Here is a 14494-nt window from a genome sequence, read left to right as displayed (position 1 = left end):
GTGCCGGCTTTGAGCGTCATTGCGAGCACAATGACGGTCCGTACCGGCGCCTCCCCCATCCTGCCCGCAAGTCGCGGCGAGATCACGACATTTCGGCAAAGCAGGCGAATGGCGCAAGCCGCAATGGCGTCACAGGGCGACGATTTTTCCGGGGTTGAGGATATTGCGCGGATCGAGAGACCGTTTCAGCAGGCGCATCACCGCGAGCGCCTCGGCTCCGTGCTCCTGCTCGAGATACTTGATCTTCTTCTGGCCGACGCCGTGCTCGCCGGTGCAGGTGCCGCCCATGGCGAGCGCGCGCTTCACCAGCCGGTCGATGAAGGCTTGAGCCCGCTCGACCTCGGCCGTGTCGGCAAGATCGACCAGCGGCTGCGTATGGAAATTGCCGTCGCCGACATGGCCGGCGATCGGCGCGATCAGGCCGGAGGCCTCGATGTCGCGCTTGGTCTCCTCGACGCATTCGGCCAGTTGCGAGATCGGCACGCAGACATCGGTCGCGACCGAGTCGAAGCCGGGGCGCAGCGCCTTGGCCGCCCAATAGGCGTCATGGCGCGCCTGCCAAAGCTTGGAACGGTCCTCGGCCTTGGTCGCCCAGTCGAACGGGCCGCCACCGAACTCGGCCGCGATCTCGCCGAAGCGCTCGGATTGTTCCTTCACGCCGGCTTCCGTGCCGTGGAACTCGACGAAGAGCATCGTCGTCTCCGGCAGACCGAGCTTGGCGTGGAGGTTGACGCCGCGGATCATCACGTCGTCGAGCAGTTCGATGCGGGCCACCGGCAGGCCGGTCTGGATCGTCAGGATGGTCGCGTCGCAGGCCGCCTTCACCGATGGGAACGGGCAGACGCCGGCGGCGATCGCTTCCGGGATGCCGTGCAGCTTCAGCGTCACCTCGGTGATGATGCCGAGCGTGCCTTCCGAGCCCACCAGCAAGCGGGTGAGGTCATAGCCGGCCGAGGTCTTGCGGGCGCGCGTCGAAGTCCTGACGACCGAGCCGTCGGCCATCACCGCGGTCAGCGCCAGAACGTTGTCTTTCATCGTCCCATAGCGGACAGCATTGGTACCCGAGGCGCGTGTCGCCGCCATGCCGCCGATCGAAGCATCGGCACCGGGATCGATCGGGAACATCAGGCCCTGGTCGCGCAGATGCTCGTTGAGCTCCTTGCGGGTAACGCCGGCCTCGACGACGACGTCGAGATCCTCGGCATGAACCGCGATGATCCGCTTCATCTGCGACAGGTCGATCGAGACGCCGCCGAAGGGCGCGTTGACATGCCCCTCCAGCGAAGTGCCTGTGCCAAAAGCGATAACCGGAACGCCATGGGCCGCGCAGAGCTTCACGATCTCGGAGACTTCCGCCGTGCTCTGCGGAAACACCACTGCATCCGGCGGCTGGTTCGGGATCCAGGTCAGCGTGTGGCCGTGCTGCTGGCGCACGGCGAGGCTGGTGACCAGCCGGTTGCCGAAGCTGGCGGCCAAGGCCTGCGTCACCGCCGCGATCGCCTCCGGCGAGGGCGGCAGCACTGCGGCAGGGACAGGGCTGTCATGAGGAGCGGCGGCAGGCTGGCTCATTGTCAACATCCGGGTTTGGCACTTAGAGGCTGGTAGGGACTGTGGGATGGATTTGACGCTGGCGATTTTGAGCGAATGCAAGGAGTTCGAGGACGCAAGCCTTTCGGCTTGCTACGAAGAACGACAAAGCAGTCGCTCAAAAGCGCCGCGCCCTTCGGGTGAGGTGAAAACGGCAGGGCTGCAGCGTCGCATCGCTTGCCGATACCAGTGGTATCGGCGGCGCAATGCTCCTCCCATCTCTGCCGTTTTGACCTCATCAAATCCTTCCCACAGCCCCTACCAGCCTCTAGACTTCGAACAGATCGGTTTCGCAATTGGTTACGCTTCGACATCGTCCTGCCATACTGGCTGGCCCAAGATGCTGACGCCGCTTGCGAGCGATGCATACTAAATCATGCGACGACGAAATGGGCAGCGGCAATAACGCCGCCGGCCCTTGAACGAGGCGCCTGCCAGGGAGGCGAACATGAAACACGAGACGCGCGCCCCGGCGCTGTTCTTCGCGCCCTTCGTCTCGTCGGCGATGCGGGTCGAGCCGCAATGGATCGACTATAACGGCCATCTCAACATGGCCTATTACCATGTGCTGTTCGACCGCGCGGTCGACGAGGTCTTCTCGCTGGTCGGCCTCACCCGCGACTATGTCGAGACGCGCCACGCCTCCACCTTTGCGGCGGAGTGCCATATCCTCTACAAGCGCGAATTGACCGAGGGCGATACCGTGCGCATCACCGCGCAGCTCATCGCCTTCGACGATAAGCGCCTGCATTATTACCTGGAGATGCGGCACGCCAACGAGGGCTGGCTCGCGGCGACCAGCGAGAACCTGTCGCTGCATGTCGACATGGTCCATCGCAAGGTCACGCCCTTCCCGGCCGACATCCTCGCGAATATTGCCCTGATGAAGGCCGCCCACAGCATGATGCCCCTCCCGGCCACGATCGGCCGCATCATCGGCATGCCCAGGAAGTCCGCCATCCGGGTCGATGAGACCGCCGAGGAACGCGAGACCGAGACGGCGATCGAAACCCGGCACTGAGCGATCGCCGTATCAGGGACCGTTGTCGGGAATCTTCAGCTTGTGCCCGCAGGCCTTGCAATAGACCGCATCCGGCTCGTGCCGCTGCAAGGCGCATTCGGGACAGGGAAACAGCACCTTGTTCGGGCGGAACAGCGCCTGCGCCAGCCGCACGAACAGCGTGATCCCGACGATCATCACCACGATCGAGGTCAGTTTGCCGGCGACACCGGGCAGAGTCACGTCGCCGAAACCGGTCGTGGTCACCGTCGCGACGGTGAAATAGAGCGCCTGGACATAGCTCTCCAAGCCACCCTCGTGCCGGAAGAAGAAGGTGTAGACGAAACCCGTGACCACAAAGAGGAAGGTCGCGATGTTGCTCAGCGCGCGGACGACGCTTTCCCATTCGCGTAAGCGGGTTTCGCGGAACTGCGCCCAGACGATGCCCTTATGCGAGAGCGACCACAGCCTGAGGATGCGCAGGAAGCCGAAATTCTCCAGCCATTGCGGCGCGAGCAGCGTCAACAGGATGAAGAGATCGAGCAGCATGGTCGGCTGGCGCAGCAGCCTGAGCATGTTGGACGAGGCGAGCAGCCGCGCCGCGATCTCGGCGATCATGATCACCGCGACGGAATAGTCGATCCAGAGAAAGGCTGCGTTCTCTCTGAGCAACGGCGTCAGGATGAAGAACGCTATGATCAGGAGATCGACGACCGTCGTCACCGCCTGGAAGCGCAGCGCCGACGGCGAACGGCCGTGATAGAGCTGGCGCAGGCGGCTCCGCAGGGCTTCGAAGCGGCTCTGATCGGGCGGGGCGTCGGCGGCATCCATCGCCGCCAGCATAGGCGCTCCGTCGGTGCGACGCTACGGAGCGCGCCGGCGCCGCGTCGCCACCGCATGCACCGCATAACCGCGATAGGGCGCGCCGATCCGGCAATCGATCCCGGCCGCTTCGGCCATGGCAAGTACGATACGTGACAAATCCTCGCGCGGCGTGACATGAAACAGCGCGAGCCAGCGCAACAGCACCGCCTTGAACGGAGCCGGCAACCCGGCCTGATCGCCGAAATCGACGATATGCAGCGAACCGCCGGGATTAAGCCGGCGCAGCGCCTCGGCGACGACGCCCTGCCAGGGCGGGATCATCGAGAGCGCATAGGAGATCACGATCCGGTCGAAGCCGGCGCGGCCGAACAGAACCTGCGGATCAAAGCTGGTCGCATCGGCCTGCGCGAGCCCGATCCGTTGCTCCAAACCCGCCTTCGCCACCGAGCCCTGCGCCGTCGCGAGCATCGCGCTGGAGACGTCGAGTCCATGGCAGGCGCACTCCGGATAGCGCTGCGCGATCCGGATCAGATTGCGCCCGGTGCCGCAGCCGATCTCCAGTACGCTCCCGCCGGCCGGCGGCTGCAGACCGTCGATGAGCTGGTCCCGGCCGAGCAGATAGAACTTGCGGCTGGCGTCGTAGATATGGCGCTGGTTCCGGTAGATCCGGTCCATCAATCCGGCGGCCGATCCGGCCGGCGCCTCGGCCGCGCTCACCGCGCCTGCCCCTTCAGGACATAAAGGTGGAATCCGCCATAGATCGCCGAGCGATCCTGCCGGCAGAGCTCGCGGCTCTTCTCCTCCTCGTAATGCCACTGGTCGAGAATCGCGGCCGGCACTCGTCCCGGCAGCAAGCGCTCGTCGGCTGCCGTGCGGAAGATCACCCGCGCACCGGGCCGCGCCGTCCGTGTGATCTGCGACCACAGCGCCGTGAGATCGGCATCATTCATCCAGTCCTGCGCGTCGAGCAGCACATAGGCATCGCAGCTCTCGGCCGGCTGGTCTTCGAGGAAGGCAGTGACCGCGCTCTGGCGGTACGAAACATTCGGCGAGCGCGCCTTCACCGCCGCGAAATGCTGCTTCTGGAGATAGGGCGGGAAGGCCGCGTCCGGCCCGTCGCCATAGCGCCGGCCGAAGGCCTGCTGGGCGAAGTAGTTGTCCTTCAGGTCGAAATCGCAGGCGAGACGCTCCAGCCGGAGCTTCAGCGCACCCAAGATGCCGTCATCGCCATCGGCGGCCAGCGCCTTGTACTGCGCCGGCGGAATGCCGAGCCCGTAGAGCGAGGCCGGCTGGCGCACGAGCCAGCGCACCAGCTTGCGTTCGAAGACCGGCGCGAGATGCCTGTCATAGAGCGTCCGCTGTTCGGCCAGGTCGCGGGCCGCCAGCATCGCCTTGGGATTGCCGCCGAGCAATCGCGCCAGAACATGACCTGTACCGATGAACCGGCCGAGCAGGCCGTAGCGGTGGAATCCCCGAGCGAAGAGATTGATCCGGCGCCGCCCGTTCAGCCCCCGCCCCTCCCAGTAGCCGCGCGAGACAGCGTCGAGATGATCGGCGATCTCGCGATCGTAGAGCGCGACATTGGCGCCATCCTTCGCCCGGCCGAAGAAGCGCAGGAAATCCTCCTGCCGCTCCATCCGCGCCAGCGCCGCAAGCTTGAGCCGCCCAAGCGCGATATGCGTGGCGTTGAGGTCGACCGCGCTGACCCGGATCGGCGCCGCCGTCAGATACGAGAGGATGTTGCAGGAACCGGACGCGATCGCGACGACGTGGTCGCCGGCCTTGAGTTCAAGCGCCGCCATGTCGACGACCGGGTCTTCCCAGATCTGCGGATAGACCAGCCCCGAGAAGGCGCGGGCAAACAGCCATTCCAGCATGCCGGCCTTGGAGAGCGTCTTGCTGCGCCGGACGGCCTGTCCCAAGCCCGAACTCGTCATGCGGCGGGCCGCGCGTGCCGTTTGCGTCGCCTGTTCCGTCACCGGTTTTCCTCCCTTTGCGGGTGGCCGGGCTGCTAGAGGAGTCGCGTGACGGTCCGGTGACGATGCTGCCGCGATTGCCACGGCATCGTGAAACGACCGGAGATCGGCGGGGCTGAAATCCGGCGCACGAAGCCCCATATTGCGGCACGAAAGCCGATGAGGCGCTCCCGCCAGGAAGGAGATCGCGATGGGTCTGATGAGCATGTTCGGAGCCGAGAAGAAGCAGGAGGAGAACTTCCCCTTCCAGCTCACCGACGCCGAGTGGCGCGCGCGTCTGACGCCCGAGCAGTACCGCATCCTGCGCGGCCACGGCACCGAGCGGGCGGGCTCCTGCGCGCTGAATTATGAGAAGCGCGCCGGCACCTTCTCCTGCGCCGGCTGCGACCAGAAGCTGTTCAGATCAGGCAAGAAATTCGAGAGCGGCACCGGCTGGCCGAGCTTCGACCAGCCGCTTGAGGGCGCTGTCGGCACCACCGAGGACCGCAGCTACGGCATGCACCGCGTCGAGGTCCATTGCGCCAATTGCGGCGGCCATCTCGGCCATGTCTTCCCGGACGGCCCGCCGCCCACCGGCCTGCGCTACTGCATCAACGGCGAGGCGATGAACTTCGAGCCAGAAGCCTAGCAGACCTGCCTTTTCGTCATGGTTGGGCTTGTCCCGACCATCCACGTCTTCCCCCGTCGAAGGCCGTGTTCAAGACATGGATGCTCGCCACAAGGGCGAGCATGACGAAAGCGCCCTACGAAACCACTGGCACGGCCCTTCGCGCCAGCGCGGCCGCATCGACCATCGGCGGCAAGTCGCCGAATTGCCCCGACCAGCCGCCATCCAGCCGCGTCGCGATGAAGGCATTCGCCACAGCGGCCGGCGCGAACCGCAGCAGCAGCGAACCCTGCAACATCAGCGCCAGCCGCTCCGTCAAACGCCGCGCCTGCCCCTCGTTGCGCCTCAATTCCGGCAACTCCGCCTCCAGCCGCTTCAGCGCCGCATCGTAGCGCCTGTCCGCGCCCGCAGCCGCCATCAGTTCGCCCCGCAGCACATCGACCGCCCCCTCCTCGCGCGCCAACGATCGCAGCACGTCCAGGCAGATGACGTTGCCCGAGCCTTCCCAGATCGCGTTGAGCGGCGCCTCCCTGTAGAGCCGCGCCATCGGGTTCTCTTCGATGAAGCCGTTGCCGCCATGGCATTCCAGCGCCTCGGTGACGACGGCCGGCGCGCGCCGCGTGATCCAGTATTTCGCGATCGGCGCCCCGACCCGCGCCAACAGCCGCTCGCTTTCGGACGCCTCCTGCCGATCGAGCGCCGCGAACAGCCGAAAGGCGAGCCAGACGGCCGCTTCCGCCTCGATGGCTAGGTCCGCCAGCACGTTCTGCATGATCGGCTGGTCGATCAGCGCCTTCTGGAAGGCGCGGCGATGCTGCGCATGATGCGCCGCGAGCGACACCGCCATCCGCATCAACCCGGAGGATGCCGCCGCGATGTCGAGCCGCGAGTTGTGGTTCATCGATAGGCCTGTGCGGATGCCCCTGCCCGGCTCGCCGACCAGATGGCCGATGGCGCCCCTGAATTCGACCTCGGAAGAGGCATTCGAACGATTTCCGACCTTGTCCTTGAGCCGCTGGATCGCGACGCCATTGCGCGATCCGTCCGGCAGCCAGCCCGGCACGGCGAAGCAGGAGATGCCCTCGGCCGTCCGCGCCAGCGTCAGGAACAGGTCGGAGTGCGGCACCGAGAAGAACCACTTTCGCCCGTGCAGCGACCAAGTGCCGTCGCGGTTGTCCTCGGCATAGGTCTGGGTCTGGCGCAAATCCGAGCCGCCCTGCGTCTCGGTCATCGCCGTGCCGACGGTTGCGCCGGTCTTGAGATGCGCCGGCCCCCGCCGCGGATCGTAGCGGTTCGAAGTGACGAGCGAGCCCCACTGCCTCCACAGCGCCGTGTCCTGCTTCAGCACCGGCACGGCGGCATAGGTCATGCTGATCGGGCAGCAGATGCCGCTCTCCGCGCCGTACCAGAGATACTGCAAGGCGGCCCGCGCGACCTGCGCGCCGGGTTCCGGCCGGTTCCAGGCCAGCGCATGCGTCTCCTGACCGATGGCGAGCCCCATCAACTCGTGCCAGGCCGGATGGAAGGCGATCTCGTCGATGCGGTTGCCGAAGCGGTCGAAGGCCTTCAGCTCGGGCGTGTAGCGATTGGCGAGATAAGCCAGCTCCTGCACCCGAGCCGAGGCGACTGTCCGCCCGGCCTCATGCAAGCGCTCGCGCGCCCAATCGGCACCGAACGCCGCGGCGATGCCGGGCAGTACCGGATCGGCAGCGAAGGCATCGTAATCCGCCAGCACCGGCACCTGATTGGCGACTTCCCAGTCGGGCCGGGTTGCATGATCCGCCATTGCCAATCCTCCGATCCTTCTCCGCCGTCATCCCGGACAAGCCGCGAAGCGGCGCCGATCCGGGATCCATTCCGGAACCCAACCGGAAAGGCTCAGGCATGGATCCCGGGTCTACGCTTCGCTACGCCCGGGATGACACCATCAAGCTTTCCGAGAAGGGGGCGCAATTCGGCTCCTGTCACCCTATATTGCCACCAGAACGAATCACGCACGAGCAGCGCACACCCTTGTCCGACGCAGACCCCTTTTCCGCTCCTCCGCCTCGCCCCGGCGGCCTCGCCGCGCGCGCTGCCGCGCAGCCGGCGGCCGGCTATCTCGCAGGGCTGAACCCGGAGCAGCGCCAGGCGGTCGAGGCGACGGACGGCCCGGTTCTGGTGCTCGCCGGCGCCGGCACCGGCAAGACCCGCGTGCTGACCACCCGCATCGGCCACCTGATCTCGACCGGCCGCGCCTATCCCTCGCAGATTCTCGCCGTGACCTTCACCAACAAGGCGGCGCGCGAGATGAAGGAGCGCGTCGCCCACCTCGTCGGCCCGGTCGCCGAGGGCATGCCCTGGCTCGGCACCTTCCACTCGATCTCGGCCAAGCTCCTGCGCCGCCATGCCGAACTGCTCGACCTGCGCAGCGACTTCACCATCCTCGACACCGACGACCAGATCCGCCTGATGAAGCAGGTGATCCAGGCCGAGAACATCGACGAGAAGCGCTGGCCCGGCCGGATGCTGGCGGGGTTCATCGATAGCTGGAAGAACCGCGGCCTTAGCCCCAAGGACGTGCCCGCGGGCGAGGCTGCCGTCTTCGCCCATGGCAAGGGCGGCAAGCTCTATGCCGCCTACCAGGAGCGCTTGAAGGCGCTGAACGCCGTCGATTTCGGCGATCTGCTGCTGCACTGCCTGACGCTGTTCCGCGACTATCCGGACGTGCTCCAGACCTATCACGACCGCTTCCGCTACATCCTCGTCGACGAGTACCAGGATACCAACACGGCGCAGTATCTCTGGCTGCGCCTTCTGGCTCAGGGCCGCCGCAACATCTGCTGCGTCGGCGACGACGACCAGTCGATCTATGGCTGGCGTGGCGCCGAGGTCGACAACATCCTGCGCTTCGAGCACGATTTTCCGGGCGCGACCGTGATCCGGCTGGAGCGCAACTACCGCTCGACCGGCCATATCCTCGCCACGGCCTCCAAGCTGATCGCCCGCAATGAGGGCCGCCTCGGCAAGACGCTCCGCACCGAGGACGCGCTCGGCGAGAAGGTCACCATCACCGGCGCCTGGGACAGCCAGGAGGAAGCCCGCCTGATCTCCGACGAGATCGAGGCGATGCAGGCCAAGAAATATAATCTCGCCGAGGTCGCGGTGCTCGTGCGCATCTCTGCCCAGATGCGCGAGATCGAAGAGCGCTTCGTCCAGGCCGGCGTGCCCTATCGCGTCATCGGCGGCCCGCGCTTCTACGAGCGTGCCGAAATCCGCGATGCGCTCGCCTATCTGCGCTGCGTGGTCTCAGCCACAGACGATCTCGCCTTCGAGCGCATCGTCAACGTGCCCAAGCGTGGGCTGGGCGACGCGACAGTCCAGCTCCTGCACAACCACGCCCGCGCCACCGGCTTCTCGCTGATGCAGTCGGCCCGCGCCGCCGTCGAGAGCGACGAGTTGAAGCCCAAGGCCCGCACGGCCCTGCGCGAACTGGTCGAGGCCTTCGGCCGCTGGTCGAAACGCGCCGAGCACATGCCGCAGGGCGAACTCGCCGAGCTGGTACTGGAAGAGTCCGGGTACACCGAGATGTGGAAGAAGGACCGTTCGGCCGACGCCGCCGGGCGCCTCGAAAATCTCAAGGAACTCGTCCGCTCGCTCGACGAATTCCCCGACCTGCCGGCTTTCCTCGAACACGTCTCGCTGGTGATGGATGTCGGGGACGGCGAGGCCGAGGCGCGCGTCTCGATCATGACGCTGCACGCCGCCAAGGGGCTGGAATTCGACACGGTCTTCCTGCCCGGCTGGGAGGAAGGGCTGTTCCCGAACCAGCGCGCCCTCGACGAGAGTGGCCGCGCCGGGCTGGAGGAGGAGCGCCGCCTCGCCCATGTCGGCCTGACCCGCGCCCGCAAGAAGCTGAAGCTCTATTTCGCCTCGAACCGCCGCATCCACGGCCTCTGGCAGACCAGCCTGCCCTCCCGCTTCATCGACGAATTGCCGGAGGAGCATGTCGAGGTCGAGCAGGCCCCGACCAGCTATTCGCAGGGCGGCTATGGCGCCTCGCGTTTCGACCGGATGGAGAGCTTCGGCTCGAGCTACAACACGCCGGGCTGGCAGCGCGCGCAGGAGAACCGGGCGAAGAACAGCGGCGGTGGCAGCGGCTTCTCCGAGAGCGGCCGCGGCTTCGGCCAGGGCAATTTCGGCGGCTCCTCACGCCAGCGCGGTCCGCGGCTGATCGAAGGCGAGCTGACGGCGAAATCCTCAGGCGAATCCGCCTATGGCGAGGGCGCCCGCGTCTTCCACGTCAAGTTCGGCCCCGGCTCCGTCGCCAGCGTCGACGGCAACAAGCTGACGGTCGACTTCGACAAGGCCGGCCGGAAGATGGTGCTGGATAGCTTCGTGCAGAAGGCGGGGTAGCGACCGAGGCCTGTGGAGAGCGGGTATAGCTGATTTGTCCACAGGCATTCGCTAGTTTTCACCTGAATCGAGTTCGCCCCAACCGATATGTGTATTGGGTCGAATGCGAATCAGTTGGACCCGATGCTCAACAACAGCCGCGACATCATTAACCGCCTCGAAAGCGAGGGCTGGGAATGTATGCGCGTCACAGGCTCGCACCATGTCTTCAAAAAGCCGGGTGCCCGTGACACTATCGTGGTACCGCATCCGAAGAAGAGTTTCGGACCCGGTCTCGTGTTGAAGATTTACAAGCAGGCAGGCTGGCCGCGCGACTGACATGACCTATTACGTCGCCATCATCGAGGATGCAGGCCCCGACCATGCCGTCGGCGTCTGGTTTCCCGATCTGCCCGGCTGCTTCGCGGCCGGCGATACGCTGGATGAAGCCTTGCTCAACGCTCCGGAAGCCATTGCACTCTGGATCGAAGCCCAAGGCGGCCCGGCACCCCACGCTCGCACTCCCAGCGCATTGCGCGGCGATCCCGAGACCTCCGCGGACATGGCGATGCATGCCATCGCTCTGATCCCGGCGCCCGGCCTATCGTTGCAGCCAGCGGCGGAGTAGAAGCGGCTCATCCTTGCCGCAGCTCCAGCGATGCGACCGACCATGCCTCCCGAAATCACCCTCACCGACGCCGAAGACGACGCCTTTCGCAAGCTGCTCGGCGAAGGTCTGAAAGGCTACAACGACGAGGCGATCGGCCTGCACGATCGCCAGGAACTGCAGATCCGCATCACCGATCCCGAGACGGGCAAGCCGGTCGGCGGGCTTGTCGGCCGCACTTCGCTCGGCGTGCTCTTCATCGACACCGTCTACCTGCCGAAAAGCCTGCGCGGCACCGGCATCGGCAGCCACATCCTCGCCATGGCCGAGGAGGAAGGGCGCCGGCGCGGCTGCAGCAAGGCCGTGCTCTTCACCATCAGCTTCCAGGCGCCCGAGTTCTACAAGAAGCTCGGCTGGCAGGTTTTCGGCGAGATCGCCCCGAAGCCGCCGGGCGCGACCCGGATCTACCTGACCAAGGACCTCTGAGCGCTCAGGCGCCGTCCAACCGGCAATCGGCTCGAAAAGGTGACATGACGATGCAGGCAAAGGGTCTTGCAGGTCGGCGGGCCGTGATCACCGACGCCGGGCGCGGGCTGGGCGCGGCACTTGCCATTGCGCTGGCCGAGGCCGGAAGCAGCGTCGTGCTCTGCGGCCGCAATCCAGCCGGATTGTCGGATACCGCGGCGATCATTCGCGAACGAACGGGTAGCGAGCCGCGCCGCGTCGCGCTCGATCTCGCCGATCCCGCCAACGTCGAAGCTGCCGGCCGAAAGCTCGCCGACGGTGAGGGTATCGACATCCTCATCAACAATGGCGCGATGTGGCTGGAGGGCGCGAAACCGCCTATTCCGCCGAGGAAGTGCTCGGCGTCGTCAACGCGGCGGTTTCTGGCACCTTCCTGCTGACACAGGCCCTGCTGCCGACGCTGCGGCGTTCGAGCTGCCCGGACATCGTCACTATCGGCTCGATCAGCGGCCTGTCTCAGGCCACCGCAGCGATGTTCAGCGAGCAGACAACCCGGTTCCGGCCCTGCATCTTCGCGCGGTAGAGCTGTGCGTCGGCCTCGGCGATCAATCGCTCGATCGTGGTGCCGCCGGTCCAGCCGGCGGCGCCGATGCTCACCGTCAGGTTGACCGGCTCGCCACCGGGAGCCTCGATCCGGAGACGCCGAACCGCATCGAGAACCTGCTTCGCAACGGCCTGCGCCTCCGTCAGGGCGGTTCGCGGGAGATAGACCGCAAACTCCTCGCCGCCGAGCCGGCCGGACAAGCCGCCCTCGCCCACTGCGCCCGTGATCGCTTGCGCCAGCCTCCTCAGGGCATCGTCGCCGACAGGATGGCCGAAGCGATCGTTGACCTGCTTGAAATGATCGGCGTCGATGAAAAGCAGCGTTCCCTTGCCACCCGGCGCCATCGCCTGCTCCAGATCGGCGAGAAAGCTTTCGCGGTTCAAAAGCCCGGTCAGGCCGTCGCGGCGGGCCCTTTCCAGCAAAGCCTCATGCGCCGCCGACAGTTCGCCGTGCAGCCGCTCGATCTCGCCATGGGCGTCCTTCAGGCGCTGCGCCTGCCGGAATTGCCAGGCGCTCGCCGGCCAGGCGATCAGCAACGGACAGAGAATGCACATCAGCCAGGCCGTGCCGTCCACGACCCCACCGAGCATCGGCACGACGGTCAGCGCCAGACCGAGCGAAGCCGCGATCGACAGCAAAGTCGCGAGGCTTGCCTTCAGGATGATCGCGCGCGTCGAGGCCGTCATGGCCTGCGGGTAGCAGGGAATGCTGAACGCAGGGTTTAGCAGCGCCGGCTCCGGCCATTTCCGATGACAGCGGCGGGTGCGCCTGCTAAGGCCACCGCATGCGCGAAGGCCTCCTGCCAGCGACGGTCGCGACCGTCCTCGAACTCTCCACCTCGGGCGAACAGGCCCGGGCCCTCACCGAATTGCTGGGCGAGATCTTCGATCCCACCGAGACGGCGATCTCCGCCTTCGAGGTCGCGGACGGGATCACCACGCTCTCGATGAACATCCCATGGAAGGTCGAGATCTATTTCGCCAACCCGCCCGACGAGGACGCGGTGCGCGACCTGCTGCGCCCGATCGTCGGCGAGCTCGTCGACAACACGCCCTTCACCACCGTCAACACCAAGGACTGGGTCGCCAACAGTCTCGACGGGCTGAAGCCCGTCCGCGCCGGCCGCGTCCTCGTCCATGGCGCGCATGACCGGCACGTCGTCCGCACCAACGATGTCGCGATCGAGATCGAGGCCGCGCTCGCCTTTGGCACGGGCCATCACGGCACGACCGCCGGCTGCCTGCTCGCGCTCGATGCCGAACTGAAGAAGCGCCGGCCGCGCCATGGCATCGATATCGGCACCGGCACCGGCATTCTCGGACTGGCGCTCGCCAAGCAGATCAAGCGCAAGGTCGTCGCCGGCGATATCGACGCCGTCGCGGTCGAGGTCTCAGCCCATAACGCCCGGCTCAACCACGCGCCGAACGCGCTCGATCTCTATGTCGCGCCGGGCCTGCGCCATGCCAAGGCCTGGCGCCCCGGCCATTTCGATTTCGTCTTCGCCAATATCCTGGCCGGCCCGCTGAAGCGGCTCGCTCCATCGATCGCGCGCGTGCTCTCGTCCGACGGCACGTTGATCCTGTCGGGCCTGCTGGCGATGGACGTCGCCGGCGTGGCCTCGGCCTACCGGCATCAGGGCGTCTATCTCGCCAGCCATTCGCTCCGCGAAGGCTGGGCGACGCTGGTCATGAAAAAAGGCGGCGCAGCCCCGAGGCCGCGCCGCCTTGCCTGACCTCCGGCGCCCCCTAGGGAAGCGCGAGATCGTTACTCGTTCGGCTCAGAAGCCGATATAGCCGTACTTCTTCTCGGCATCGGCCTGCAGGCTGCGGGCATCGTGCCAGACGGCGGCGGTGAACTTCGCGGCATCGGCGATCTGTTCGTAGATGTGCTTGATGATGGCGATCATGGTGATGGTCCTCAAAGGGTGTCAGCTGCGCGGCTCAAGGCCGCAGCGGCGTGAATTCAGCGGCTGAAAGGCAGCGCAACGTCGCTCGACAGCGTCGCGGACGGGTAGCCGCCCAGCACGAGTTCTGCCTCGTTGACGAGCAGGTTGCGGGCGCGCAGCTCGCGGGCTGCGGAGCGCGCACGGCTCACGACGAGCGCGGCATAGAAGCGCTGCATCAGGCCCGGCTTGCTGGCGCGGGCTTCGCCATGGCTCCGGCCCGGTACGGGCAGCACGTCGGCATTGTTCAACACATAGGTCATGGGTCTATCTCCGAAAAACGAAGGACAGTCCCGGTCGCTTCCTCGTTCTCTTATGCGACTAAGGTGGGATCATTTCGCATTTGCGAGAAGATATGTTCGCATATGCAAGATATGCAAAAAACGCATGCGATCCGTCCATATCCATTAATATTTGCGTAGATTGCATAACCAATCGGCACAATGCGGAGCAGCAAGGCAGCACCGTCCCACCGAACGGGCAGTGCCTCGCCCACGCATTTGCGCT

The 14494-nt window shown here is 66.1% G+C and carries 17 protein-coding genes; 9 read left to right on the top strand and 8 right to left on the bottom strand.

All coding sequences use genetic code 11. The annotated features are described in order from the left end of the window. Positions 1-129 precede the first annotated feature (129 nt). Complete coding sequence (locus AC6RIC_RS10155) at positions 130-1569, bottom strand: FAD-binding oxidoreductase (protein ID WP_454656179.1); 1440 nt, start codon at positions 1567-1569, stop codon at positions 130-132. 46 nt (positions 1570-1615) lie between these two features. Here AC6RIC_RS10155 and AC6RIC_RS10150 point away from each other — a divergent pair, with 46 nt between their 5' ends. Further along, complete coding sequence (locus tag AC6RIC_RS10150) at positions 1616-1960, top strand: hypothetical protein (RefSeq protein ID WP_499736075.1); 345 nt, start codon at positions 1616-1618, stop codon at positions 1958-1960. Positions 1961-2035: 75 nt separating this feature from the next. Beyond that, the gene (locus AC6RIC_RS10145; RefSeq protein ID WP_454656177.1) at positions 2036-2608 is read left to right on the top strand and encodes a thioesterase family protein; all 573 of its coding nucleotides are present in this window, start codon (positions 2036-2038) and stop codon (positions 2606-2608) included. Positions 2609-2620: 12 nt separating this feature from the next. On the opposite strand, the gene AC6RIC_RS10140 is transcribed toward AC6RIC_RS10145, so the two are convergent. The 3 genes from AC6RIC_RS10140 to AC6RIC_RS10130 are packed head-to-tail and all read right to left on the bottom strand — an operon-like array spanning position 2621 to position 5349. After that, positions 2621-3430, bottom strand: a complete 810-nt coding sequence (locus AC6RIC_RS10140; protein ID WP_454656176.1) for a potassium channel family protein — start codon at positions 3428-3430, stop codon at positions 2621-2623. A gap of 21 nt (positions 3431-3451) precedes the next feature. Next, positions 3452-4087 (bottom strand): class I SAM-dependent methyltransferase, encoded by a 636-nt coding sequence (locus tag AC6RIC_RS10135; protein ID WP_499736584.1) that lies wholly within the window; start codon positions 4085-4087, stop codon positions 3452-3454. A gap of 38 nt (positions 4088-4125) precedes the next feature. Next, the gene (locus AC6RIC_RS10130) at positions 4126-5349 is read right to left on the bottom strand and encodes a BtaA family protein (RefSeq protein ID WP_499736074.1); all 1224 of its coding nucleotides are present in this window, start codon (positions 5347-5349) and stop codon (positions 4126-4128) included. Positions 5350-5587: 238 nt separating this feature from the next. Between AC6RIC_RS10130 and msrB the strand changes: the two genes are divergently transcribed. Beyond that, positions 5588-6016: a peptide-methionine (R)-S-oxide reductase MsrB gene (gene msrB / locus AC6RIC_RS10125; protein WP_499736583.1), complete on the top strand. Its 429-nt coding sequence runs from the start codon at positions 5588-5590 to the stop codon at positions 6014-6016. A 115-nt stretch (positions 6017-6131) separates the two neighbouring features. Here msrB and AC6RIC_RS10120 read toward each other — a convergent pair whose 3' ends face one another. After that, positions 6132-7781: an acyl-CoA dehydrogenase family protein gene (locus AC6RIC_RS10120; RefSeq protein ID WP_499736073.1), complete on the bottom strand. Its 1650-nt coding sequence runs from the start codon at positions 7779-7781 to the stop codon at positions 6132-6134. A gap of 227 nt (positions 7782-8008) precedes the next feature. Between AC6RIC_RS10120 and AC6RIC_RS10115 the strand changes: the two genes are divergently transcribed. From AC6RIC_RS10115 to AC6RIC_RS10095, 5 genes are all read left to right on the top strand, one after another. After that, entirely contained in the window at positions 8009-10390 is a 2382-nt protein-coding gene (locus tag AC6RIC_RS10115; RefSeq protein ID WP_499736072.1) for an ATP-dependent helicase, read from the top strand. 123 nt (positions 10391-10513) lie between these two features. Continuing rightward, positions 10514-10708 carry a type II toxin-antitoxin system HicA family toxin gene (locus AC6RIC_RS10110; RefSeq protein WP_499736071.1) on the top strand — a complete coding sequence of 65 codons (195 nt, stop codon included), beginning with the start codon at positions 10514-10516 and terminating at the stop codon, positions 10706-10708. Position 10709: 1 nt separating this feature from the next. Further along, a complete protein-coding gene (locus tag AC6RIC_RS10105; RefSeq protein ID WP_499736070.1) occupies positions 10710-10997 on the top strand; it encodes a type II toxin-antitoxin system HicB family antitoxin in 288 nt (95 codons plus the stop codon). Positions 10998-11039: 42 nt separating this feature from the next. Beyond that, positions 11040-11462: a GNAT family N-acetyltransferase gene (locus AC6RIC_RS10100; protein WP_499736069.1), complete on the top strand. Its 423-nt coding sequence runs from the start codon at positions 11040-11042 to the stop codon at positions 11460-11462. A gap of 44 nt (positions 11463-11506) precedes the next feature. After that, positions 11507-11881, top strand: a complete 375-nt coding sequence (locus AC6RIC_RS10095) for an SDR family NAD(P)-dependent oxidoreductase (RefSeq protein ID WP_499736068.1) — start codon at positions 11507-11509, stop codon at positions 11879-11881. 76 nt (positions 11882-11957) lie between these two features. On the opposite strand, the gene AC6RIC_RS10090 is transcribed toward AC6RIC_RS10095, so the two are convergent. Continuing rightward, a complete protein-coding gene (locus AC6RIC_RS10090; protein WP_454656170.1) occupies positions 11958-12731 on the bottom strand; it encodes a GGDEF domain-containing protein in 774 nt (257 codons plus the stop codon). Between the two features lie 98 nt (positions 12732-12829). On the opposite strand from AC6RIC_RS10090, the gene AC6RIC_RS10085 reads away from it, so the two are divergent. Next, positions 12830-13777, top strand: a complete 948-nt coding sequence (locus tag AC6RIC_RS10085; protein ID WP_454656169.1) for a 50S ribosomal protein L11 methyltransferase — start codon at positions 12830-12832, stop codon at positions 13775-13777. A 45-nt stretch (positions 13778-13822) separates the two neighbouring features. Here the strand turns inward: AC6RIC_RS10085 and AC6RIC_RS10080 are convergent, their stop codons facing one another. Both AC6RIC_RS10080 and AC6RIC_RS10075 read right to left on the bottom strand, forming a co-directional pair. After that, positions 13823-13951 (bottom strand): hypothetical protein, encoded by a 129-nt coding sequence (locus AC6RIC_RS10080; RefSeq protein ID WP_257734498.1) that lies wholly within the window; start codon positions 13949-13951, stop codon positions 13823-13825. 56 nt (positions 13952-14007) lie between these two features. Then, on the bottom strand, positions 14008-14250 hold the full coding sequence (locus tag AC6RIC_RS10075; protein ID WP_499736067.1) for a hypothetical protein: 243 nt from the start codon (positions 14248-14250) through the stop codon (positions 14008-14010). Positions 14251-14494: the final 244 nt, after the last annotated feature.

The sequence above is a fragment of the Allobosea sp. TBD101 genome, assembly GCF_059817965.1.
This window is presented reverse-complemented; position numbering and strand designations above follow the sequence as displayed.